Source organism: Leptolyngbya sp. BL0902, assembly GCF_016403105.1.
GTDB lineage: Bacteria > Cyanobacteriota > Cyanobacteriia > Phormidesmidales > Phormidesmidaceae > Nodosilinea.
This window is the reverse complement of record NZ_CP046155.1, coordinates 929075-953013: the sequence shown is the minus strand read 5'-3', so window position 1 is coordinate 953013 and position 23939 is coordinate 929075. Positions and strand designations below refer to the sequence as shown.

Genomic DNA, 23939 nt, shown 5'->3' with positions numbered 1-23939 from the left:
CAGTTTGTTTGTGCAATTTATTTGTGCAATTTATTTGTGCAATCCGTTCGCCCACAGCTTTTGTCTATAACTTGAGAGAGTGAAACCCATGGCCGTCCTCACACACCCTTGGTCTAAACGTCTCACGGTTGGCGCTAGCCTAGCCTTCGTCACCCTAGCCACGGGCCTCAGCCTGAGCTCGTTGGCGCAGACCACAGATCCTGCCCCTGAACCCACCGCAGAAGGCGAAACACCCACCCCCGAAACCACGTCGGCCTCCTCCTTTGCCTGCCAAATGTACCAGGGCCGTCCCACGGTGATGTATGCCCCCAGCAGCCAGCCCGGACAAATGTATCCCTGGGCTGTTCCCCAGGATATGGGCACCGCATGGCCTGCCCAGCGCCGCTGTGAGGCCATCAGCGCCCGTCTAGAGTCCTACCGCCCCGATGGCCTGCTTACCCTAGATACAGGCATGGAAAATGGCTACAACACAGTCTGTGTCACCACTGAGGCCACACCCGGTTGCCGCATTGTCTTCACCGTGCCGCCCGGTCAAGACCCCACCCTCACCCGCGATCAGGTGTTTGGCAATCTCGCTAGCGCCGACCAGGGTCGTACAACCGAAGGGGTCACGACCTTTGCCGATGGAAACAACTCCAGTATTTTGGGTCAGATTGGCAACATTCTGGGGGTACCGTCGGGAAGCACCGGAACCCGTGTGAGTGGTGGGGCCATTAATCTCCAGCCGTTCCTGGCTCCCTCCGATGGGGGCACGGGGGCACGGTTAACGGGTACCTCCACGGCCCCTCAACCTACGGGCGGGCGCACCCTCAACCCCGATAACTTCCGCTAGGGCTGGGCCAACTCAAACCTAAGGTTCCCTCATCTCCCTGGGCGTAGTCTGCCCTTTCTGGGAAAGGCTTGGGGGCGGATACCCTCCTTCCCGCGCTTTTGGGCCGGGGAGAAGGGTCATGGCGACAGCAAAAATGCTAGATTCTTCAGCCCGCTGGGGGGCTAGGGCAGCAGCAGCCCAGCCGCGCCGCCCAGGGTGAGGCCGACGACCCCCACTAGGGCCAGCACCCCGCGCATTTGGCGACGGGGCAGACGGGCTAGCAACTGTTGGCTGAGACGATGGGTCGCCCATCGACACACCAAGGCCACTGCCACGGCCCCCAGGCTCAGGAGGATCACCTGGCCCATCGCACCGGAAACGGCGATGTCGTTGAGTTGGTCGCTGCCGATGTAGTTTAAGGCCACCGCCAGGGGAACCACCAGCCCCAGGGCCGCTAGGGTTTGCAGTAAGCCAGTGCCCAGGCGAGCCAGCCAGCCCCCCGCCGAGGCTGCCATCCAAGAGACGGCCCCAATGTGCAGCCCCAGCGCCACCAAGACCACAGGCCACAGCCAAGGCACGGGGGGCAACGCCGTTACTAAAAAGCCGACGAGGCTGTAGATCAAACCGCAGAGAATCACTAGCCCTGCCCCTGTTCCTGGACGACGACGCTTAGCTGGGGGGGGAGAGTTTGGGCGAGACAACCGCCGGGATACGCGATTCATGGCAAGTTAAAGAACCAATAAAATCCTAGGACTTAGTGTGCCAGGAATCGTAACGTTCTGGAGTAATCTTGATACAACCCCGTGAATCTCGCCAATGAGCTCTTCCTTAACCGCCCTGATCCAAGGGTTACTTGCTGCCTCCAGCCTCTTGGTGGGGGCCGTCCTTGGCATTGGCTGGCAACCAGGACGATCCTTCACAGCGGCAGTGATGGCCTTCGGCAGTGGCACCCTCATTTCCGCCATTGCCTTTGATATTACGCTGCCCGTCTTCCAAAGCAGCGGTTTTTGGCCCCTGGTGGTGGGCTTTGCCCTAGGCGGCACCCTGTTTACGGTTCTGGTCAACTACATCGACAACCAGGGTGGGTTTATCCGCCACCCCTCCTCCTCCCGGCGTTTTCTCTACCACCATCGCCAGGAAGAAGCCTCGGAAGTGCTGGATCGCATTGAGCACATCGAAGTCTTACACAGCCTGTCGCCTTCGGAAATGCAGGCCATTATTCCCTTGCTCAAACCGCTCTCCGTAGAGCCGGGGACGGTGCTCTGCCGGGAGGGGGCACCGGGCAACGCCATGTTCTTAATTGTGGAAGGCGACGCCGAAATTTATAAAGACTCCAAACTGATGGCCGAACTAGGGGCCGGGGAAATGTTTGGGGAAATGGCCCTACTCACCGGGGAAGATCGCTCCGCCACCGTCATTGCTAAAACCCCCATGGATCTCTACGAACTGGGTAAGGGCGACTTTGACACCATGATTACCCATTCGCCCCAAATGGCTAGCGGGCTCAGCCGCATTTTGGCCCGTCGCCTGCGGGAAACCACCCAGTCCACCGCTCGCTTCAAGCCCGCCGATGATGACCACTGGCGGCAGCGCGTTCTAGACAGCGTAGAAGTTGATATTCCGCTGTCCGAACATCAATTTCAGGAGCTTGCCCAAAGCTCTGCCCCCCTGGCTATTCTGGTGGGCACCCTCATCGACAATATTCCCGAAGCCCTGGTCATTGGGTTCAATGCCGGGGTGGGCCACGCCGGATCATCCTTCTTGCTGGCAGTGTTTATCTCCAACATTCCCGAAGCCATGTCCAGTTCCCTGGGGATGAAGCAGGCCGGAACCTCCTCCCGACGCATCCTTGGGCTATGGGGCGGAGCCGTTCTCTTGAGTGGTCTCATGGCCCTTTTGGGTAGCCTGATGGTCGGGTTTACAACTCCCTGGGTGGTGGATGTGGCCCAGGCCACCGCTGGCGGTGCTATCCTCGCCATGGTGGCCAGCACCATGATGCCCGAAGCCTACGAAATGGGCGGCGGCTCCGTGACGTTCTCCACCATTGCTGGATTTTTGATTAGCTTTTGGGTGGCCTCTCCAGCCTTTCGTTAACCCTCCCTGCGCTAAAGCGAGGAGGATCCTTGGTATGGAAACGCACCATCTACGGGAACCCAATCCGGTAGGGGCAGGGTTTTGCGCCCGACGCAGAATCTTTTGTCCGTCAGCCACCCATCACTCCCTTTACGGTTGAAGGGCCATGCCAACCTTGAGTGCCGCCCCTGAGAATGTCCTAGGCTTTAGCGATGGTGCTCCGGTAGTAGAGCCAGAGGGGGATAGCGAGGGCTGGATCCTTGAGGCTTGCGATGGGATCGGGCCGCGTCCAGGGGTAGACTTCAATGTCCCGAAAGCCGAAGGCAAGCTGTTTGATTTGGGCTTCAGGATGAATGTAGTAGGTTTGCAGGGCGAAGTTGTGGGATTCATCGCGCAGGATGAGGTGATCAGCTTTGACTAAGTCGGCAACCGTTAGACCCCGATTAAACCAGCGCAAGAGTCCCCACATGACCAAATCGACATAGGTAGTGATGGGGTTGAGGCTAAGGTGCTGACGATAGTCAAACACGTGGGCCATGGCCTGTAGGTTGTGGCTGGAAAAAACAAAACTACCCCCCGGTTTGCCAACGCGATGAACCTCCTGCAAAATTTGCAGACGGTCGGTGTGGGAGACGTAATCTAGGCCGTTGTAGCTAAACCAAATGAGGTCAAAGCTGTTGTCGGCAAAGGTAGACAGATCGCGGGCATCCATCACGGCCATGTTTGGCCCATCGCTCCCAAACCGGGCGCGACAGGCGGCAATCATCTCTGGGGAATAGTCAATGCCTGTATATTGCCCAACCTGGGGCCAAAAATACTGGGTGGTGCGCCCGCCACCAATGCCCAGATCCAGCATCGTCAGGGTGGGTAGACGAGCCTGTAGTTCTGCCCAAAGGCCCTGTTCGGCGGGCTGAAGCTGCTGAATTTGAGTGTAGTAGCGAACCAGGCTGGGCTGGGCGTAGGCGGATTGGTTGCGATTAGCCATGGCCGCCATGCCAGCCCCAGGGGCGAATCCTGCTTAGTTGCGGACTAACCACTTTTGGCCGTTCAACCGTTGCAGAGTGTAGAGCACCATCAGGTCTAGGGTGATTTTGCGCTCGTCGCCCATGAACTGCTCGATGGTGCTGGGTTCGCTGCCGCCATCGGCCAGGTAAAACAGCTTGGGACTGCTGATGCTGTCTTTGGTAAAGGCAATGGTGAACTGGCGGCTATCCCCTAGCCACTGCCCCTTAACCTGCCAGTAGGCTTCGCCGTCGGTGATTCCAAACACGGTCAGGGGTTGCTGGGCAAAGCTAAGCGTCACATCTCCCATGCCCTTGTCCTTCAGAGCGGCTTCTAGGCTGGGCAAAAAATGCTGCTGGATGAACTCGGTGAAGGGCTTATCCTCTAGGGCCGGAGGTTTTTCCTTTTTGGGGGCCTTGGCGGCGGGCTTGGCATCAGCCGCAGGAGCCGCAGGGGGGGTCTTTTCGTCAGCCATAGGGCGTAGTACTAAAATCGACAACCAATCTTGAACCGAATTGATTCACCACGGGGAGGGCGGCTAGACGGTTGGTCAAGCCCACTCCACTTCCCAGCGCGTGGGACAACTCCATACTAAGGGAAAGCCTTGGCCAAAAGCGCGTTCCCCCTAGAAAAAATCGCCGGGGCTGGGAACCTTCACTGGTCTAGGCCGTTCAGGGAGCGTTAGCGCTCCAGAGAATCGGCACCTAGGACAGCAGGTGCAGCCGATCTTGGCGGATGGTGGCGATGTCATCGCTGTGGCCGGGGCCAACCCCCACAGCAGCGAGATCAGCTTCGACCATCAGTTGCACCAGTTGCTCGAAGGTGACGCTGGGCTCCCAGCCGAGTTGGTGGCGGGCCTTGGTAGAGTCGCCGATCAGCAGTTCTACTTCGGCGGGGCGCAGGTAGCGAGGGTCGAACTCCACGTAGTCGTGCCAGTCGAGGTTGACGTGGCCAAAGGCGAGATCGAGAAATTCGCGGATGGAGTGGGTTTCGTTGGTGGCCACCACATAGTCATCGGGCTGGTCTTGCTGAAGCATCAGCCACATGGCCCGCACGTAGTCCTTCGCGTAGCCCCAGTCGCGCTTGGCGTCGAGGTTGCCCAGGTACAGCTTTTTCTGCTGACCCGCCACGATGCGAGCCACGGCACGGGTAATCTTGCGGGTGACGAAGGTTTCGCCCCGGCGGGGAGATTCGTGGTTAAACAGAATGCCGTTGCAGGCGAAGAGGCTGTAGGATTCGCGATAGTTGATCGTCTGCCAGTGGGCGTAGACCTTGGCGCAGGCGTAGGGGCTACGGGGGTAGAAGGGGGTAGTTTCCTTTTGGGGAATCTCCTGCACCTTACCGAACATTTCGGAGGAGCCAGCCTGGTAAAAGCGCACCTCTAGGCCCGTCCGCTGCTGGTAGTCGCGCACCGCCTCCAGCAGGCGCAGGGTGCCCATGGCCACGGTGTCGGTGGTGTATTCCGGCGAATCAAAGCTTACCCGCACGTGGGATTGTGCCCCCAGGTTGTAGACCTCCTGGGGCTGTACCTGTTCGAGGATGCGGCGCAGCATGGTGCCGTCGGTCAGGTCGCCGTAGTGCAAGAACAGGCGGGCGTCTTCGCTGTGGGGGTCAACGTAGATGTGATCCAGACGGTCGGTATTGAAGGTGGAGGTGCGGCGAATGATGCCGTGCACTTCATAGCCCTGATCTAACAGCCACTCGGCTAGGTAGGATCCATCTTGGCCCGTAATCCCCGTAATCAGTGCGCGTTTAGATTGGCTCATCAGTATCTCATCTCGTTAATTGACTCGTTAATGGAATAGTGGCTCACGGGGACGGCGGGGGCACACCTCGCTAGGAGTCGGGCGCTGACGCCGAAGCTTCCTCCGCTAAATAGCCCCGTGAAGCCAAGGGAATCTCCACCACTTCGGCGGTGGATGACCCTAGGGTGACGGTTAGCCCCTCGCCCCCGGCCTTGGTGCGAAGATAGCCTAAGCCCAGAACCCCGGAGGCAGTATCGACCACGCTAGTAAGTCGTCCCACTTTTTCGTCACCCAAGTATAGGGGAGCGCCGGGTTCTTCCCCCTGACTGAGGCGCAGTCCCCAAAGTTGCTGCTTCACCCCTCGATAGGTATTCAGCCGAGCGATAGTTTCCTGGCCGATATAGCAGCCCTTATCAAAGGAAATGGTGTGCCACAGCCCCGCCTCTAGGGGGTTCGCCTCGTCGGTGAGTTCGGCCCCCGGCATCGGTCGCCCCTGCTGAATGCGCCACTGTTCCCACAGCCGTTCTCCAGCGGGAATGGCCCCGCCCTGTAGGCACCGCTGCCACACGGCATCGGCGTTGTCCATCGGGCCAAATAGGGTGTAGCCCGACCAGCCCAGGCCACTGCCCACCGCCACCCGCCAGCCCAGGTCGCCGAGAAGTTCGTGCTGGCCGTAGGGAGCCTGTGGAGCCAAGGTTGCGCCGAGGGACTGCACAAGGGCGTGACTGCTAGGCCCAATCAGGGAAAACAGCGCCGTGGATTTGGTGACGTTGGCCAAAGCCACTTTATCCGCCGGAAAGATGTAGCGATCCATCCAGTCCATCAAGGGCTGAGCCTGACCAGGGGAGGTGACAATCCACAGGCTTTCTTCGGCCAGGTAGACCGTCGCCAGATCTAGGGTGCGGGCCGTGGAGGTGACAAACACCGTGTCGCAGCCTTCCCCCGGCTGGCGCTGGGTAAAGGTATTGGTGGTTTGGTTGTGGATAAACCGCAGCCGATCCGCCCCGGTCATCTCCAAAATTCCCCAATGGCAGCGATCTACCAGCACCGCCCCCGTTGTGACAGCCGCCAGGGCCGCCGCATCATTTCCAAAATGGAGCGGGGGCGCTTGGGGTAGCTCAAACACAGCACCTTGGGCCGTCTGAATATCACGCAGTTTGGAGGTCATGGCAGTCGCTTTCCGTCATCGGTTATCCATCGCTTTTGGGATGGAACAGGGGGTTAAAGTGTCGTAGCCCTCGCAGGCCCGTGAACGCTAGACGCGCAAAAAGCAGGACAAAAACTTGCCCTGCCTATAACGCCAGGATTTCCATAGTTACGACGGGGCGAACGGGAAACCTACTCTTCGTCCTCGTCGGCTTCATCGGAGGGATAGACAAAGCTGGTGGAACGACCCGTGAGAACCGACTTACCCAAAGACATAGCCTTTTGGGCCTGAAGGGCTGCGGTGCGTCTCCAAGTAGCCCGACGTTGGTCGCGCTTTTGTTTGGAGGTTTTCTTCTTTGGAACCGCCATGGCTGCAATACGCTAAACTTGACAACCTTACAAGCATACGACAAAACAGAGCGGTTAAACAATGCTGAGTTTAGGTTGCCTTGGGCAACTGTGGGTGCCCCCTGGACGAAGGGTGAAGCCATCCCAAAATCCGCGTCGCGACGGTATCAAGATCCATGACATCCAGCGCGCAAGATACATAATCTGTTAACACGATCCCCTTGGGGGGGATGTTAGCCTGGAGGAAATCTCCTAGCTGAGCAAAGCGTTATGGTTGCAACCCCCGATATTATCCAAAGTGCAGAGACCTTTACGGCGGCGTCCGGCGAAAACCGGGTGGCGGTGCTGCTGATGGGCTATGGCGAAGTGGAAAGCTACGACGACTTTGCCAACTACAACGAGCAAGCGCTGAATTTGCTGACGGCTAAGTTTGCCCCGGTGCCTACCTGGGTCTATCCCCCCTTGGCTAAGCTGTTGGCGGCCTTTGATTTGCACGAATGGAGCCACCAGCACGGCAACTTTATTTCGCCCCACAACGCCATTTTTGAGGCCCAGCGGGCGGGCATTGAGGCCCAACTGAAGCAGCGCTGGGGGGATCGGGTGAAGGTATTTAAGGCCTTCAACTTCTGCAAACCCTTTCTGCCGGAGCAGGTGCTAGAGCAAGTTAAGCAGGAGGGTTTCGACAAGCTGCTGATCTATCCCCTGCTGGTGGTGGATTCTATTTTTACCAGCGGCATTGCGGTAGAGCAGGTCAACGGAGCCTTAACGAAGCTTGCGGACGGTACGGAGCACTGGGTGAAGGGAATGCGCTATATTCCCTCGTTTTTCGATGAAACAGCTTACATCGACCTGCTGGCCCGCATCGTTGAGGACAAAATTCGCCAGGATTTGGCCGTCGCCCACCTGCCGTCCCAAACGGGCATTGTGCTGATGAACCACGGTTGCCCCCACGAGGCCAAGGGCTTCACCTCCGGCATCGACGAAAGCCAAAAGCTCTATGACCGGGTGCGGGATAGGCTGATCCAAAAGTATCCGCTGATTTCCGTGGGCTGGCTCAACCACGACACACCACTCATCAAATGGACGCAGCCCAATGCCGATCTCGCCGCCCGCAATTTGATTGACCTGGGGGCCACTGCCTTGGTGTTTATGCCCATCGGCTTTGCCACCGAAAACCACGAAACCCTGCTGGATGTGGAGCACATCATCAGCGGTTTGCGCCGCCGCCGCCCGGATGTGACCTACGTGCAAATGCCCTGCGTCAACGACCATCCCGAATTTTTGGCCATGGCCGCGACCTGGGCCGATAAGCCCATCGCCGACCTACTAGAGGCCGAAGCCCTAGCCGTGAATCCCAGCCTTGCCGCCGTGCAAGCCGCCGCCGTCCAAGGCCATCACCACGGTCACGATCACGGTCATCACCACGATCACGGTCACCACCACGATCACGGCCACCACCACTAACGGATAGCCCCATTGGCGTAGATCGTCGGCGCAGAGCAGTCTTCGGACTGAACGGCTAGCGCTAGCCAATCCCCCTCCATTCCCCTGCTAAAGGCAGGCTTGGACGTTGGCATCTTCCTGAATTTGGGAGCGGCTGACGTCCATGTTTTTGGGCGAAGGGGAAGGGGGATTGGCGTTTGGACACCTCGGCAGTCGGGCGTATGAAATTAGCCCATCAGCGTACTAATGAAACGTACCGATTAAGAGAGAGGCGAAGAACAGGCCAAAGTCCGTAAAGTAGTGAAGGACATTTTGGATACAAGCGAATCATGGGCATGGCGACCGACAAGAATTTGTTTACCCCCATCCAGCTTGGGCGCTACGAACTACCCAACCGGATTGTGATGGCTCCCCTCACCCGCAACCGGGCTGGGGCTGGCAATGTGCCCCAGGCGTTGAATGCGCTGTACTACCAACAACGGGCCTCGGCGGGGTTGATTATCTCCGAGGCCAGCCAGGTGTGCCCCGAAGGGCAGGGCTACCCCGCTACCCCCGGCATTCACAGCACCGAGCAAGTGGAAGGCTGGAAGACCGTCACCCAGGCCGTCCACGAAAAAGGCGGGCGGATTTTTCTGCACGGCGGCGGGGCCGAGGGCTACACCGACTACCTCAGCCTAGAAGACGCCGCCTAGTCTCCCTAGGGCCGAGCTGAATTCCCCAATATCTGAGCGGGAATCTGGCGCTGGAGGTGAGGTGTGGCGGCTGCGTACCAAGGACGATGCTTGGGTGGCCAAGGCTGGTGTGATCTCGCCGAACGATGGAGGGCATTGGGTCACGGCCTCGCCAACCTTAACCAACTCTTGATGCAGCCCTTCACAGCGATCCCACAGTATTGAATGATGGAGAGGGACGAATCTCTAACCGTACCTGTGCGGCGGCGAGATGGGCGGTGGCCTGTCCCCTGTGGCGGCGTTCCCCCGCTAGACCAACCACTAGACCAATCACTAGGACAACATCACTATGACGAGCTTTCCCATTGACCTGGGCGCGTACCAACGAATTTCTCTAGATGCCGCTAACCCCACCCTCACCGACGAGCAGCGCAGCGCCATCAAGGCCAATATTCAGCTCTGTCGTGATGCCATTGTCTTCTTTACCGCCACGGGTGCCGCTCGCGGCGTGGGCGGACACACGGGCGGCCCCTACGACACCGTGCCCGAAGTGGTGATTTTGGACGCCCTGTTCCGGGGTGCGGGCGAGAAGTATGTGCCTGTGTTTTTTGACGAAGCGGGGCACCGAGTGGCCACCCAATACCTGATGTCGGTGCTGAACGGCGATATGCCCGCCGAGCAACTGATGCACTACCGCGAAGCCGGATCTAAGCTGCCCGGACACCCCGAACTGGGCCTCACCCCCGGCGTGAAGTTTAGCTCTGGCCGCTTGGGGCACATGTGGCCCTACGTCAACGGCGTGGCCATGGCCAATCCTGGTAAGACGGTGTTCTGCCTCGGTTCCGATGGTTCCCAACAGGAGGGCAACGATGCGGAAGCAGCCCGCTTTGCGGTGGCCCACCACGTCAATGTGAAGCTGCTGATCGACGATAACGACGTCACCATTGCCGGACATCCCTCCAGCTACATGGGCGGCTACAGCGTTAAGAAAACCCTAGAAGGCCACGGCCTCACCGTGTTTGAGGGCGACGGCGAAGACATCGACAGCCTCTACGCCAACATCTGCAAGGCCATCAACACCCCCGGCCCCGTGGCGGTAATCAACAAGCGGGCCATGGCGGTGGGCATCGAAGGCATCGAAGGCAGCACCCACGGCCACGATGTGATTTCCGTCAAAGCCGCCATTGCCTACCTCACGGCCAAGGGCCACACCGCAGCGGTGGAAATCCTCAACAGCATTTCCCCCAGCCCCAGCACCTACGAATTCCTGGGTTCTAGCAAAACCACCGGGGCCAACCGCAACACCTTTGGCGATGCCATGGTGGAAGTCCTCGGTGGCCTGGATGAAGCCACCCGCAAAGAGAGCGTCCTCGTGGTGGATAGCGACCTGGAAGGCTCCTGTGGTCTGGCCCAAATTCGCAAAGCCTACCCCGAAATCTTTGTCAGCGGCGGCATCCAAGAGCGGGGCAACCTGTCGGCGGCGGCGGGCTTTGGTATGGCCAAGGGCAAGCAGGGCGTCTTCGCCACCTTCGCGGCCTTCCTGGAAATGTGCATTTCCGAGATCACCATGGCCCGGTTGAACTACTCCAACCTGCTGTGCCACTTCTCCCACTCCGGCATCGACGACATGGCCGACAACACCTGTCACTTCGGCCTCAACAACTTCTTTGCCGACAACGGCCTGGATGACGGCTACGAAACCCGCCTCTACTTCCCCGCCGACCCCAACCAGATGAAAGCCTGCGTCAAAACGGTCTTCCACAACCCCGGCCTGCGCTTCATCTTCTCCACCCGCTCCAAGGTGCCGATGATCCTCGACGCCGACGGCAACGAAATGTTCGGCGGCGACTACACCTTCACCCCCGGTAAGGATGAAGTCATCCGTGAGGGCACCGCTGGCTACATCGTCACCTTTGGCGATTCCGTCTACCGCGCCCTGGATGCGGTGGAACGCCTGAAGCAGGAAGGCATTGATGTGGGTCTGATCAACAAAGCCACCCTCAACGTCGTCGATGAAGAGATGATGGCCAAGATTGGCAAGGCTCCCTTTGTGCTGGTGACGGAAGCCTTCAACCGCAAGACGGGCCTGGGTAGCCGCTTTGGCTCCTGGCTGCTAGAGCGGGGCTATACGCCCAAGTTCGCCTACCTGGGCACCCACGAAGAAGGCTGCGGCGGTCTGTGGGAACAGTATCCCCACCAAGGCATTGATCCCGTGGGCATTATGGCCAAGGTGAAGGAACTCGTCGGCTAAGCGTTCTGAATCCACGGAGATACCCTCCGTGGATCGCAAAGTCCCCCGCCGTCCACCCTGCGGGAAGCAAGCTACACCCCCAGCCCCTCTCCCAGAGAAGAGAGGGGAGCCGGAAAATCCTTCAAAGTCCCTCTCCCAACTTGGGAGAGGGATTTAGGGTGAGGGCTGGATCGTGGCAAAAGAGTGCGTTTGTGATCTACTGAACCTAGATAACCTAAAACCCCGGTTTCCTCCAGACGCCGGGGCTTTTTGTGCCTAGGCTGAGGTGTCGTCTGCGCGGTGGGCAATATTAATATCCTGGGCGGTGGGGAGGGTGAGGCGGACGGTGGTTTGTTGACCCACAAAGCTTTCGATATTGAGTTCGCCACCATAGAGGGCCATGGTGAGCTTGGCGATGGCCAGCCCTAGCCCGCTTCCCGGTCGTTCATAGAGACGGCGCTGGAACTGCATATAAGCCCCAATCGCTTCGATTTGATCGGCGTCCATGCCTCGGCCTTGGTCGATGACGAAGATGTGCAGATGGTCATCTTTGACGTGGCTAATGACCTTCACGGGGTTGCCCGCTGGCGAAAACTTGAAGGCGTTATCGACCACTTCCTGGACGGCCTTTTTCAGCCGCCAGTCGGAAATTTGCACGTAGGCATCCTGAAGTTCGAGATGGAGGTCGGCTTCGCGGTTGACGGCCTTGGCCCGCTGAACGGCGGCGGCGGTGATAACGGGGGCGGTGAGGCAGGGTTCGGTTCGGGCCCGGAGTTTGTCGGCGGTTTCGGGATTGGCAATGGCCAGTTCTAGGTCAGCGTAGGTGATGAAGTTTTGGATCAGGGCATAGAGCCGATTGCCGGAGGTCTCGATGTCGCCGAGGAGTTCTTCAATTTCGGCTTTATCCATGGAGGCGTAGCTGGTACGCAGCAGGTGAGCCCCGTTGATGATGCCGACGAGGGGGGTGTTGAGTTCGTAGGGCAGGGCGTAGGAGATGGTGTCTCGCAGTTGATCGACCTGGCGCTGGGTCTGCTGTTGCTGGCTTTCTAGGCGGGCGAGGCGGGCGTTGATGGACTGCCGCAGTTCGTCGGGGGTGAAGGGTTTGGTGAGATAGTCATCGGCTCCGAGGGCCATCCCCTGGCGAAGATCGTCGCGGTCGGCCTTAGCCGTCAAAAAAATGAAGGGAATAGCTGCCGTATTCTCATCCGCCCTCAGCGCAGCGAGGACTGCGTAGCCATCCATCTGGGGCATCATAATGTCACAGATAATCAGATCAGGACGCTCCTCTTGGGCCAGCATCAACCCTTCGGCCCCATCGGAGGCGGTGATGGTATAAAAATCCTCCAGGCTTAAAATGTCGTAGATATTGTCTTGAACCTGGAGATCATCTTCGATGACTAAAATCTTTTTCATGGTGAACGTCCTTCGTCTTTCCTAAGGTGAGGCTGAAGTGGTGAGCCCAAGTTCGGTCTTACGGTTCAGCGGGGCCAAAAAATCAAACCTAAACGCGGAGCTAACACACTGATGGCAATATCCTAGGCTACCGCCCTCATTTGCGGTCATCGCGGGGTTGGCCCTGCGGACGGCGTGACTGGGCTAGTAAAATACTGCTGTTCAAACTGGTGAGGGGGAATCGGCTGGCTATACCAATAGCCCTGGGCTATATCGCAGCCAAACTCCCGCAGTTGATCCAGTTCTTCCTGGCGTTCGACGCCTTCCGCCACTACGCTTAGCCCCAGGTCGTGGGCCATGTGAATCATGGCTGCCACAATTTTAGGATTCTTGGCGTTGGTGGCCATACTTTGCACAAAGCACCGATCCAGCTTCAACGTGTTGAGGCTAAACCGCTGGAGATACTTAAAGGAAGAATAACCCACCCCAAAATCATCAATGGCAATCCGCACCCCCAACTCGGCCAAATGAGCTAGGGTCTGTTCCGCCAGGTGGGCGTCCTGCATGAGAATGCTTTCGGTAATTTCGAGCTCCAGCCGCTGGGGAGAGAGCCCTGTTTCCGCCAGGATATGGATCACCGTGTCAATCAGGTTCGGTTCCGTAAACTGTCGGGTGGATAGGTTGACGGAGATGTGCCCCCCAGCGGGATACTGCGGCCACTGCTGGACTTGCTGACAGGCGGCCCGCAGCACCCATTCTCCCATCGGGATAATCAGCCTTGAGGCTTCGGCGATGGGGATAAAGTGAGCCGGAGAAATGTAGCCCCGCACCGGGTGCAGCCACCGCATCAGCGCCTCTGCCCCCACCAGTTGCTCCGTTTGAATGGCAAACTGGGGCTGATAATAGACCTGGAGCTGCTGCTGGTCGAGGGCATGGTAGAGGTCAGCCTCGATGGTAAAGCGATGCTTGGCATCCTGCTGTAGGTCGTCGGAATAAAAGGTGATGGCGTTCGGGCTAAATTCCGATAGACTCGCGGCCAGTTCCGCCGCTAGCAGCAGGGTATCGAGGTCGTCACCATCCTGGGGATAAACCGCTACCCCCCACCGAGGGGCCAGAAAAATCTCGTGGGAGGATATCTGCATCGGGGTCGCAAAGGTTCCTGCCACAGCCTCCACCTGACCTTCAAGGTCACGGCCCTCACCTAGCCTCATCACCAACGCAAACTGATGATCGCTCAGGTAGGCCATCCCCCCCACCGCCTCTAGGGCCATCAAATGCTGACCAATCTGCCGAATTAGGGTGGGGTTGAGGTCTGGCCCCAGGGTCGCCCGAATCGACCCCATTTGGTTCAGGGTTAGGTACAGAACCGCCAGAGATGCCCCTGAGTCCTCCGCCAGTAGACGATGGAACGCCTGGGTGAGGGCAAGGCGATTGGGCAGACGGGTCACGGCATCCATGATGCGCTGATCACTCAACTGCGCGGAAAGATCCTGGAGCCGAGTCTGGAACGCCGCCTGTTGGGCCAACTGTCTCTCCAGACGGGTACGGACGGAACCGATCACCTCCTGGGGGGTGAAGGGCTTGGTGAGGTAGTCATCGGCCCCTAGGGTCATGCCCTGGCGCAAACTGGCCCGGTCAGCCTTGGCCGTGAGAAAAATAAAGGGAATAGCCTTCGTCTGCGGGCCGTTGCGCAGAGCTTGGATGACGCTATAGCCGTCCCCGTAGGGCATCATAATGTCGCAGATGATCAAATCCGGGAGATCGCGTTGGGCCATGGCAATCCCGGCCATTCCATCGGCAGCCGTGACGGTTTCAAATCCCTCTAGGGAGAGAATATCCTCTAGATTTTCTCGGATGAAGGCTTCATCTTCAATGATTAAAATTTTAGTCATGGGGCCTCTGGGGGCAGTGCAGAAAAAGACATATTGCTCATCCAGCGCCGCCTACTGAATGAGCTTAAATTGATTCAACAGCTTGAGATTTTGGGGAGACATCAAGTCTTGAAGCTGGGCCATTTGGTTCAGCATCATAATTTCTTTAGAACATTCCTCCCTCAGCACCTTGAGGTAGCGTTGGCGCGCCGATTCTTCTTGGCTACTGGCCAAAAGCTGAATGGCAATATTGATATTAGACAGGGGATCCCGCAAGTCCATAATCATCTTGCGCAGAAAGTCTTCCTGGGTGTCAATGATATTTTGCCGCTCCTGGGCCTGCCGCTGATAGGTCAGTGCCCGTTCTCGCTCCTGCTGGTATTTTTCCATCATCGCGGCCTGTTTTTCTAAGCGAACAGCCACCGCCTTACGCAATTCCTGGGGGGTAAAGGGCTTCGTCAGGTAGTCATCGGCCCCCAATTCCATGCCCTGGCGCAAATCCACCGTGTCGGCCTTGGCGGTGAGAAAGATAAAGGGAATCGTAGCAGTCTCCGGATTCTGGCGCAGTTGATCTAGAACGCCATAGCCATCCAGTTCGGGCATCATGATGTCGCAAATGATGAGGTCAGGTTGTTCTGCCCGTGCCATCAACACCCCCAGCAGGCCATTGTCTGCAAACGTGACCGTAAACCCCTCCAGTTGAAGAATGTCAACCACATTATCCTGCACGCCTTTCTCGTCTTCAATCACCAAAATCTTTGCCATGGTTAGCCTCGTCAGTACAGGATAGAATCGGGGATCGGTGGGGTAAGAGTGGGTATATTAACGGCAAACCTAGTTCATCGACCTAGGTTTTGCTAGGGAGGGCCAGTTCAGGGCTCCCCTAACTCTAGGATGCCCGTTAGAATCGAAGAAAACACCGTTCGGCCCTAAAGGTTTATCACAAAACATTACTGTGCTTGGAGTTGTCTTCATTGTCCGTGTCTCAGCTTTCTTTGCCATCCTCACCTTTCCCCATCGCCATGCTCCGTAGTTTCTAGGACATCCTGCGCAGGAATCTCAGCGATAGTCCGTAGGCCCTCCGTAGAAGAGGCCAGGGGGAAGAGGTCGTGGCGACAGATAGATCACGATGGCGTTACCCACAGCGCTCCCATGTCGTAGGATTACCCTCCTTACGGAGCCCTACGAAGCCGAGGCTGTAATAAAGTGATACATTCGTCGCCATGGCTAGCATCGGGCGAGGGCACGGGGGCAATCTGTCCATTGGCCCAAATAATAGGGGTCAAACACTAGGTTTCAGAGGCTTTAGGACGATTTCCGGAAGCCAATTTAAGCACTGACACAGATTCCTCGAAATCGGCTGAGTTCCCCTGATGATGTGGATAGAGCAGAACACCACGGCGCAATTTTCGCCTCGCTGGTTCTCCTTTCGGTGTCATTGCTAGGATTGGGTATCTATGAAGACTGCATCTACCACCTGTACTATGGCGGCATCCTCTCCAGGAGCACCTCCTCCCTCCAACTCATCGTCCCAGCCTGGGAGGGCAGGGGAAGATGGCGTCATCGGGGGGTTGGCCCCAAGAATCGAACAACTCGTTGAGGAACGGCTCCAGCGTCGCCCTGGGGGGCTGGAGGGAGTGGCGGCACGGTTAGCGGCTGAGGTCAATCGCATTTGCCACCGCAGCGACCGCATCCAGTCCTCTGGCGATGTACAGCATTGGGCCATGGCCCTGGTGCGCCATCGGGTAGACAAATGCCTGACCTACTATGAGATGGGGTCTCGCCGGGGCCGGGTGGAACTGCACAGCAACCTCAGCGCCATCGTCTATCGCCATGTGGCCCCCAAGGAGAGCTACCTCAGCTTTCAGGGCCGCTATGCGCTGATCGAAGACTTCATGCAAATCTTCTATATCGAAGTGCTGAATGCCTTTCGGCGAGAGCACCAGCTACCCGCCACCTACACCCCGCGCACCCAGTTAGAACTGGCGGAATACATGGCCTTCAGCGAGCAGTATGCCAAGCGCCGCATTACCCTCCCCGGTCGCCATAGCCAGCAGTTGATTGTGCTGCGAGCCCAGTCCTTTAGCCGCCGTCAGCCCGCCGAAACCTCCGTGGATATGGGTCTGGTGAGCGATGGAGCCAAATCCGAAGAAGCCGAAACCTACGCTCGCAGTTCCCTGGTGCAGGAGGTGCGCGACAAGCTGAAAACCGACGCCTACGACCCAGGGGCAGCGGTGATGCGAGATCGGGTCATTGCTACCCTGGTGGACTATTTCAAAGCCCAAAACCAAACAGACTGCATTGACTACCTCGTCCTCAAGCTGGAGGACTGTTCCGCCGCCGAAATTGATGAAATCCTAGGGCTCTCCCCCCGTCAGCGCGATTACCTGCAACAGCGGTTCAAGTACCACGTCGAAAAATTCGCCCAACAGCACGAGTGGGCGCTGGTACACCAGTGGCTAGGGGCCAACCTAGAAGATAGCCTAGGCATGACGCCTGAAGAATGGCAGGGCTTTTTGGCAAGTTTGCCCGTTGATCATCGCCGCCTCATCGACCTCAAACGTCAGACCGATGGAGCGGATCAGGGCGATGAAGATACCCTGGCCCGCTGTCTAGGCTGGACGTCGAAGAAGGTGCACCGCACCTGGAGTCAGGTCCTCAAACAAGCCTGGGACTACCGCAACCAAAGCCGTCGCGACGGAGACAAGTCCTAGCCCATTCCAAGCTCCTAGGAAATATCCGGCTGGACGGCCTCCCCAGCAGGCCAGAGGCCCACCCTGCCGCGCACGGTTCACTCGTTTGGCTCGGCCTAACCCCGAATCTACCCCAATTCCGCCAGCCTAGGCTGTGACAGGCCAAAGGCTCCATGGGCGTTAGGCAGAGGCTTGGCCTTCCGTTACGCCATGGGGAGGCTCGAATTTGTAACCGACCCCCCGCACGGTTTGGATCAGGGCGGGTTCGTTGATATCCTTCTCAATTTTTTTGCGAATTTGCCCCACATGGACATCCACCACCCGCTGGTCGCCCACGTAGTCATAGTCCCAGACCTTTTGGATCAGCTCCGCCCGTCGCCACACCCGGCCCGGATGACTGGCCAAGAAGTGCAGCAAGTCAAACTCTAGGGCCGTGAGGGGCACCAGGTCATGATCGAGCATCACCTCTCGCCGTACCGGGTCAATCACTAGGCTGTCGAAGGAGAGGCATTGCTGCTCGGCGGCGGTGACGGGGCGCTGGCGCTTGAGGATGGCCCCCACCCGCACCTCCAGTTCTAACAGGCTGAAGGGCTTGGTGAGGTAGTCATCGGCCCCTTCGGCAAAACCGCGAATTTTATCCGCTTCGTCGGTGCGGCTGGTCAGCATCAGTACAAACACCCCCGTGCGAGATTGCATCTCCTTGCAGAGGTCGTAGCCGTTGGTGTCGGGCAGGTTCACATCGAGGATCACCAGATCCGGCGTGAACTGCTCAAACGCCGCTAGCGCCTTTTTGCCGTCCTCAGCCGCCTCCATGGTGTAATCCTGCTTCGACAAAAATCGATAGATCAGGTTGCGAATGGCAGGATCGTCATCAACAACTAGGATTTTGGCTTCCGCCATGATCGCACCTTGGGTTTAGGGGGACTGAAAGGGTGAGGACTGAAAAACCGAGGTTGAACCTCCTGGCGCTATCGCCACTCCCGGAGGGGATAGTCAGGGTTCCTTCATGGTTTTCATCGGTTCTTCACGTTTTCCGCCATAAACAGTCGGATGATTTCCTAGCTTACTAGAGATTTTTGTGAAGATGCCATGCCAGCCTCCGTAAATCTACATGGCTCTCGGGTCAATTTCCAGAGGACGACGGCAAATTGTGGCCCATGATCGTCTTTCAATCGGTGGATATCGTCCTGACGTCGCTCCGTAAGCCTAGGGAACCTTGGGGTCTTTTAGGCTTCAGACCACTCGCTCTGGGACGGAGACCCTGGATCCAAAGGATCAATCACATCAATACCGTGGGCCTTTAGTTGCGCTTGCAGTTCTATGAGGCGAGCTTCGGCCTGCTCGGCTCGCTGGCGTTCTTGTTCAGCCCGCTGTTCAGCCTGCTGACGGGCGACGGATTCTTGCTGGAGCGCCTGGGCCAGTTCGCCGGGAATCAGCAATTTTTCCCCGGTGTCTTCGCGATAGAACCCAATTAAAGAACCCTCCGCCTGAAGCCGTAGCTGGAGGGGCTCGCTGCGGCCATCGGTGATGGGGTAGTACACATCATGCTCTAAACGGTAGCCCTGCAACTGGCCTTCGACCCATTCACCCTTGGGGTCAAACAGCCAGTATTCCGCCACGCCCATCTGCTCGTAGAGGGTTCTTTTGAAGGTTTTGTCCTGGTCTTGGGTGCCCGCCGAGGTCATCTCAAAAATCACACTGGGCACCTGGCTCTCTTCCCACACCTTATAGTTGTCTCGACCACCGGGCTCCACGTCAAAAATCACCATCACATCGGGGGCCACCCGCAGTTTCGGCATTCCCTGGGAATAATAGAGAAACTGGTTGGCCAGCACCGTGGCTCGTCGGCCCTCCAAATACTGGCGCAGCACCTCCAGCGTCGCGAGGAGCGCATAGAAATGGACGTAGGTTTCAGCCACGGGCTCACCGTCGGAACTGGGGTAGTGGATGGGGTCAGGGCTGGGCGCGGGGGCCACATCCGTGGGGCGGGGCTGGGCGGCAGTCACAGCGGCAGGGCAGAATGACGATGGTGTCTATGGTAGCGAATCCCCCACCGGAGTAACTTCAGGGAGCATGAAGCTCAGCGGCCCCATGTCCTGGCACCCTCACCCCCGGCCCCTCTCCCGTGGGGAGAGGGGAGCTAGAGCAACTCAATGTTCCTGGGTTTAACCCAAACTCAGCCTAGGTAAGCTTTGACGATGGCGAGGATGCGCTCGGAGGCGTGGCCATCGCCGAAGGGATTGACGGCCTGGGCCATGGCGTCGTAGGCGGCGGGGTTGGTCAGCAGTTCCAGGGCGTGATCGCGGATGGCGTCCCGGTCGGTGCCGATCAGGCGGGCGGTGCCAGCGTCAATGGCTTCGGGGCGTTCCGTGGTGTCGCGCAGCACAAGGACGGGTTTGCCCAGACCGGGGGCTTCCTCTTGCAGGCCACCGGAGTCGGTCAACAACAGGTGACAGCGCTGCATGGCCCCCACCAGGGCGCGGTAGTCCAGGGGTTCGGTCAAAAACACGCGGGGATGACTCCCCAGAACGGCGGTGAGGGGTTCCCGCACGAGGGGGTTGCGGTGCAGGGGCAGCAGCAGGGCGGTGTCGGGCTGGGCCTCTAGGATGTCGAGGAATCCGGCAGCGATGTCGCCCAGGGGTGCGCCCCAGTTTTCCCGACGGTGGACGGTGGCCAAAATCACCCGGTACTGATCCCAATCTAGCCCGTCGATGGGGCAGTCGGGCCGTTGGGCGGCCACGGTGAGCAGGGCATCGATCACGGTATTGCCCGTGTGGTGAATGGCTCCGACCACGCTGGAGGCTTTGAGGTGATCGACGGCCTTGGTGGTGGGGGCAAAGTGCAGGGTGGTGAGCTGGGAAATCAGCCGTCGGTTGGCCTCTTCGGGGTAGGGGCTATAGATATTGTCGGTGCGAAGTCCGGCCTCTACGTGGCCCACCGGGATGTGTTGGTAAAAGGCGGCGAGGGCGGCGGCAAAGGCGGTGGTCGTATCCCCTTGCACAATCACCAGATCGGGCTTCAGGGTTTGAAAATGGGCCTCTAGCCCTTGGAGGCTGCGGCAGGTGATATCGGTGAGGGTTTGCTTTGGCTGCATGATCGCCAGGTCGGCATCGGCCCGCAGGTCAAACAGGGTCATCACCTGATCCACCATTTCCCGGTGTTGCCCGGTCAGCACCACCTGGGTTTCAAACTCGGCATCCTGCTGAAAGGCCCGAATCACCGGGGCCAGCTTAATGGCCTCGGGCCGAGTTCCAAGAATAATGCACACGCGCCGGGGAGAAGCCGTCATCGCCAAAGTCCACTCAATACCCAACTATTAGACCGCAAAACCGCCCCCGATCATGGCACGCCCTTTCCCCGCTGCCACCCCCCTGCCACAATAGAGGCTGTCCCGTTTCGCCCGATTTCCCATGGCCCACACCATCACCCTCCGCGATAGCCATCTGCAAACCCTCGACCTTGGCCCCGCCACAGCGGTGATTGAGGCCCTGCTCTCCAGCGAACCGGGCATCACCGAGGCGGGCCTGCGGTTTGATATCGACATCACCCGCGACCCCACCGACCCCAGGGAACTGTCGGAACTGCCGGAGGTGCGGCTGTGGTTCATTCGGTTGGATAGCCGCTATCCTTGGCTCCCCCTGGTGCTGGACTGGGAAGCGGGTGAACTGGGTCGCTATGCCGCTATGCTGGTGCCCCACCAATTCAGCCCCACCGACGGCATCCGCTACAACCCCGAAGCCCTAGAAATCTTTGTGATGCAAAAGATTTTTGTGATTGCCGAATGGCTCAAATCCCAGGGCCGCTTCAACCCCACCAAGCTCAAATTTATGACCCAAATGCTGGGCTACGACATCGACGACGGCCTGTTTGAGCTGTTGAACTCCTAGGGAGTCCTCACTTCCCAATCCTCTCCCTAAACCCTCTTTGGCGGGGATTGGCCCTCACCCCCAGCCCCTCTCCCACGGGAAGAGGGGAGCCGGAATAGGGGATGATTATCGTCGATGGAAGGGGAGATTGCTCTGAAGGAACTCGCGGTAGGGGTGGTCTCGCTCTAGGGTGGCGGCGGCTTTCGTCAGGCGATACACCGACGGCGGCGGCAGGCCATTGAACCAGCTATAGGTAACATCGACGTAGTGGCCCATATTTTCCATCACCAGACGGTCGCCCACCCGCAGCGGTTGGGCAAACTGGTAATACTCTTTAGAGTCGCAGGTGGCGCAGGATAGGCCACCGATGCGGTAAGTACGGGCACGGGCTTCGTCGGATAGTTGGGCGTAGTCCTCTGGGGAGACATAGGATGCCCCTGTGATGGTCAGCGGCAGATCCGCCAACAGTGACCCAATTAAAAAATCGTTCAGGTGGGCGCGGAAGGAGCAGTCGATAATTGCCGTGGCAATGCCGCTGGGGCGCACAATGTCCCGCACCATTACCACCAGTTGACCTGCCTCCCAAAACCAGGCGGCACCGGGCTCTAAAAACAGGTCTAGGTGGGGATGGGCTTGTTTGAGGTGGGCCAAAGCTGCCCCTAGGTGCTGATCCTCGTAGTCCTCAGCGGTCATCAAATGGCCCCCGCCCAGGTTGAGGTACTGCACCTGGGAGAGCCAATGTCCGCCCTCTTTCAGCAACACTTCCACCACTTGGGCCAAGTCTGCCGCGCCGTTTTCGCACAACACATGGGCATGGAGTCCGGCGATGGAGTCCGGCAACTCCGAGGGCAATTCTGCCAGGGGCACCCCAAACCGACAGCCCTTTGCCCCGGCATCGTAGTCGCTGTGGGACGAGACCTGCACCAAGGGGTTTACCCGAATGGCCGCTGCAATACCCGCCGCCGCCGCCCTAGGGCCAAATTGCGCCGCCTGATTGAGGGAATTAAAGGACAAATGCCCAACGCCCTGGGCAATTTCGTCCCATTCTTCCTCAACGATGGCGACAAAAAAACCGTGGGCAGGCACCTCTGGAAAGAGCGTTTGGGACAGCCGCAGTTCGCCAATGGAACCCACTTCAGGCACCAGCCCCGGCACCTCCGACAACGCCCCCAGCCCCGCATAGGAGGCTTTCATCGCCAGCAGGGGCGTAAATCCGTAGCGCTGCCCCAAGGACTGAATCCGCTCGGCATTAGCCCGAAGTCGCGCTTCGTCGTACACCAGGGCCGGGGTGGCGATGGCCTGGAGGGCAGGGTAAAGGGGGCTTAGTACAGACATTCCGTAGGGCGACTTAGAAGGAAAAGGTGGCTTAGGATCAACTTCAGCACAGAACATTGCGGGCGATGGCAATGAGCAGTCACCCACAGCACCCCATCCAGTCTAGCGGGTTTGCTACTCTAGCCGCCCTCAGCAAACCTTGCCGTCAACGAATCTAACCCGCCCTTTGAACCGCCGCCAGTCTAAACAGTACCGGGCATAACCCCAGGCCAATCTTCCCTGGGGTGGGCCGGACTTGGTGGCTGGCGGTCAGGGCAGGAGGCCAGATCCTAGCCCTAGCCTTGCGCCAATGGTAGCCATCACCGATTGGCTGAGGGCGTTGTAGTCGTAGCCGCCCTCTAGGCCAAAGAGGATTTTGTCGGTCACGCGCAGGGCAAATTGGGTAAAGGTCGCGTAGTCTTGGGGATGCAGGTTTATGCTGGCCAGGGGATCGGCGGCGGTGGCATCATATCCGGCGCTGATCAGCAAAATATCGGGGTTAAACGCCCGCAGGAAGGGAATCGCCTGCTGGTCAAATTTTTTGTGGTAGTCGGCGCTGGTGCTGCCCGGTGGCATGGGCAGGTTGAGGACGTTGTGATGGAGGCCCGTTTCGGTGCTGCGCCCGGTGCCGGGATAGGCCGGAAACTGGTGCAGCGAGCAGTAGGCGATGGCGGGGTTGGCTTCTACCAAAGACTGGGTGCCGTTACCGTGGTGGACGTCCCAATCCAAAATAGCAACCCGCCGAATGCCCGGTTGCTGGAGGGCATAGTGGGCGGCAATGGCGGCGTTGGAAAACAGGCAAAAGCCCATGCCGCTATCCCGGATGGCGTGGTGGCCGGGGGGACGCACCAGGGCAAAGGCCGAATGCCCCGTTTGCAGCACATAATCCACCCCGTCTAGCCACGCGCTCACCGCCAGCCGTGCCGCCTCATAGCTGGCGGGAGACACGGCGGTATCGCCATCCCAGTAGCCGCCGCCCGCTGCAGCAAACTGCCGAATTTTGGCGATGTAGGCGGGATCGTGAACGGCGACAATCGCTTCATCCACCTGGCGCGAATCGGCGGGGGTAGGCTCGCGCCAGTCGAGGTGATCGGCCCAGGGCGAAGCGTTGAGGGCGTTCAGGATGGCCGTGAGACGTCCGGCATTTTCCGGGTGAATTTGCCCCGTATCGTGGGTGAGGAAAACGGGAGAATAGAAAATCGCAAAATCAGCCAGGGAGAAGTCGTGGTGCATTGAGGGGCTTGCTTTCCGAGGGGATGTGGGGATCGCACGGGGATCGATAAAATCTAGAAACTGAGTCGGGCCTGATCTAGTCGGGCTTTGTTGATCTGGAT

Annotated in this window: 21 protein-coding genes; 7 read left to right on the top strand and 14 right to left on the bottom strand. The window is 58.7% G+C overall.

Translation table 11 applies throughout. The features are described 5' to 3' along the window. Nucleotides 1-88 precede the first annotated feature (88 nt). Nucleotides 89-832, top strand: coding sequence for a COP23 domain-containing protein (locus GFS31_RS04360; protein ID WP_198807041.1), 744 nt, complete (start codon nt 89-91; stop codon nt 830-832). Nucleotides 833-993: 161 nt separating this feature from the next. On the opposite strand, the gene GFS31_RS04355 is transcribed toward GFS31_RS04360, so the two are convergent. Then, entirely contained in the window at nt 994-1533 is a 540-nt protein-coding gene (locus GFS31_RS04355; RefSeq protein WP_198807040.1) for a hypothetical protein, read from the bottom strand. Nucleotides 1534-1627: 94 nt separating this feature from the next. Here GFS31_RS04355 and GFS31_RS04350 point away from each other — a divergent pair, with 94 nt between their 5' ends. Further along, nucleotides 1628-2905 (top strand): cyclic nucleotide-binding domain-containing protein, encoded by a 1278-nt coding sequence (locus tag GFS31_RS04350; protein WP_198807039.1) that lies wholly within the window; start codon nt 1628-1630, stop codon nt 2903-2905. Nucleotides 2906-3083: 178 nt separating this feature from the next. Here the strand turns inward: GFS31_RS04350 and GFS31_RS04345 are convergent, their stop codons facing one another. From GFS31_RS04345 to rpmF, 5 genes are all read right to left on the bottom strand, one after another. Further along, nucleotides 3084-3869 carry a class I SAM-dependent methyltransferase gene (locus tag GFS31_RS04345; protein ID WP_198807038.1) on the bottom strand — a complete coding sequence of 262 codons (786 nt, stop codon included), beginning with the start codon at nt 3867-3869 and terminating at the stop codon, nt 3084-3086. 33 nt (nt 3870-3902) lie between these two features. Further along, a complete protein-coding gene (locus GFS31_RS04340) occupies nt 3903-4361 on the bottom strand; it encodes a DUF2996 domain-containing protein (RefSeq protein WP_198807037.1) in 459 nt (152 codons plus the stop codon). Nucleotides 4362-4590: 229 nt separating this feature from the next. After that, nucleotides 4591-5652 (bottom strand): GDP-mannose 4,6-dehydratase, encoded by a 1062-nt coding sequence (gmd, locus tag GFS31_RS04335; protein ID WP_198807036.1) that lies wholly within the window; start codon nt 5650-5652, stop codon nt 4591-4593. Between the two features lie 70 nt (nt 5653-5722). After that, nucleotides 5723-6799: a YgfZ/GcvT domain-containing protein gene (locus GFS31_RS04330; RefSeq protein ID WP_198807035.1), complete on the bottom strand. Its 1077-nt coding sequence runs from the start codon at nt 6797-6799 to the stop codon at nt 5723-5725. 170 nt (nt 6800-6969) lie between these two features. Continuing rightward, nucleotides 6970-7146 (bottom strand): 50S ribosomal protein L32, encoded by a 177-nt coding sequence (gene rpmF / locus GFS31_RS04325; RefSeq protein ID WP_198807034.1) that lies wholly within the window; start codon nt 7144-7146, stop codon nt 6970-6972. Between the two features lie 249 nt (nt 7147-7395). Here rpmF and GFS31_RS04320 point away from each other — a divergent pair, with 249 nt between their 5' ends. The 3 genes from GFS31_RS04320 to GFS31_RS04310 all read left to right on the top strand — a co-directional run bounded on the left by GFS31_RS04320 (nt 7396) and on the right by GFS31_RS04310 (nt 11490). Next, nucleotides 7396-8589, top strand: a complete 1194-nt coding sequence (locus GFS31_RS04320; protein WP_198807033.1) for a ferrochelatase — start codon at nt 7396-7398, stop codon at nt 8587-8589. Nucleotides 8590-8903: 314 nt separating this feature from the next. Continuing rightward, on the top strand, nt 8904-9260 hold the full coding sequence (locus tag GFS31_RS04315; RefSeq protein ID WP_263974899.1) for a hypothetical protein: 357 nt from the start codon (nt 8904-8906) through the stop codon (nt 9258-9260). 328 nt (nt 9261-9588) lie between these two features. Further along, nucleotides 9589-11490: a transketolase C-terminal domain-containing protein gene (locus GFS31_RS04310; protein ID WP_198807032.1), complete on the top strand. Its 1902-nt coding sequence runs from the start codon at nt 9589-9591 to the stop codon at nt 11488-11490. Nucleotides 11491-11745: 255 nt separating this feature from the next. Here the strand turns inward: GFS31_RS04310 and GFS31_RS04305 are convergent, their stop codons facing one another. From GFS31_RS04305 to GFS31_RS04295, 3 genes are all read right to left on the bottom strand, one after another. Next, nucleotides 11746-12882: a response regulator gene (locus GFS31_RS04305; protein ID WP_198807031.1), complete on the bottom strand. Its 1137-nt coding sequence runs from the start codon at nt 12880-12882 to the stop codon at nt 11746-11748. Nucleotides 12883-13028: 146 nt separating this feature from the next. Then, nucleotides 13029-14753, bottom strand: coding sequence for a putative bifunctional diguanylate cyclase/phosphodiesterase (locus GFS31_RS04300; protein ID WP_198807030.1), 1725 nt, complete (start codon nt 14751-14753; stop codon nt 13029-13031). Between the two features lie 51 nt (nt 14754-14804). After that, the gene (locus GFS31_RS04295; RefSeq protein WP_198807029.1) at nt 14805-15497 is read right to left on the bottom strand and encodes a response regulator; all 693 of its coding nucleotides are present in this window, start codon (nt 15495-15497) and stop codon (nt 14805-14807) included. 692 nt (nt 15498-16189) lie between these two features. Between GFS31_RS04295 and GFS31_RS04290 the strand changes: the two genes are divergently transcribed. Continuing rightward, nucleotides 16190-17446 carry a hypothetical protein gene (locus tag GFS31_RS04290; protein WP_225907559.1) on the top strand — a complete coding sequence of 419 codons (1257 nt, stop codon included), beginning with the start codon at nt 16190-16192 and terminating at the stop codon, nt 17444-17446. Between the two features lie 159 nt (nt 17447-17605). On the opposite strand, the gene GFS31_RS04285 is transcribed toward GFS31_RS04290, so the two are convergent. The 3 genes from GFS31_RS04285 to wecB form a co-directional block, all read right to left on the bottom strand. After that, complete coding sequence (locus GFS31_RS04285; RefSeq protein WP_198807028.1) at nt 17606-18325, bottom strand: response regulator transcription factor; 720 nt, start codon at nt 18323-18325, stop codon at nt 17606-17608. Nucleotides 18326-18651: 326 nt separating this feature from the next. Next, the gene (locus tag GFS31_RS04280; RefSeq protein ID WP_317135072.1) at nt 18652-19431 is read right to left on the bottom strand and encodes a Uma2 family endonuclease; all 780 of its coding nucleotides are present in this window, start codon (nt 19429-19431) and stop codon (nt 18652-18654) included. Between the two features lie 170 nt (nt 19432-19601). Then, a complete protein-coding gene (gene wecB / locus GFS31_RS04275) occupies nt 19602-20714 on the bottom strand; it encodes a non-hydrolyzing UDP-N-acetylglucosamine 2-epimerase (protein WP_198807027.1) in 1113 nt (370 codons plus the stop codon). Nucleotides 20715-20835: 121 nt separating this feature from the next. Between wecB and GFS31_RS04270 the strand changes: the two genes are divergently transcribed. After that, nucleotides 20836-21312 (top strand): CRR6 family NdhI maturation factor, encoded by a 477-nt coding sequence (locus GFS31_RS04270; protein WP_198807026.1) that lies wholly within the window; start codon nt 20836-20838, stop codon nt 21310-21312. 105 nt (nt 21313-21417) lie between these two features. Here GFS31_RS04270 and GFS31_RS04265 read toward each other — a convergent pair whose 3' ends face one another. Both GFS31_RS04265 and GFS31_RS04260 read right to left on the bottom strand, forming a co-directional pair. After that, nucleotides 21418-22626: a hypothetical protein gene (locus GFS31_RS04265; protein ID WP_198807025.1), complete on the bottom strand. Its 1209-nt coding sequence runs from the start codon at nt 22624-22626 to the stop codon at nt 21418-21420. Nucleotides 22627-22875: 249 nt separating this feature from the next. Continuing rightward, a complete protein-coding gene (locus tag GFS31_RS04260; protein ID WP_198807024.1) occupies nt 22876-23838 on the bottom strand; it encodes a histone deacetylase in 963 nt (320 codons plus the stop codon). Nucleotides 23839-23939 lie beyond the last annotated feature (101 nt).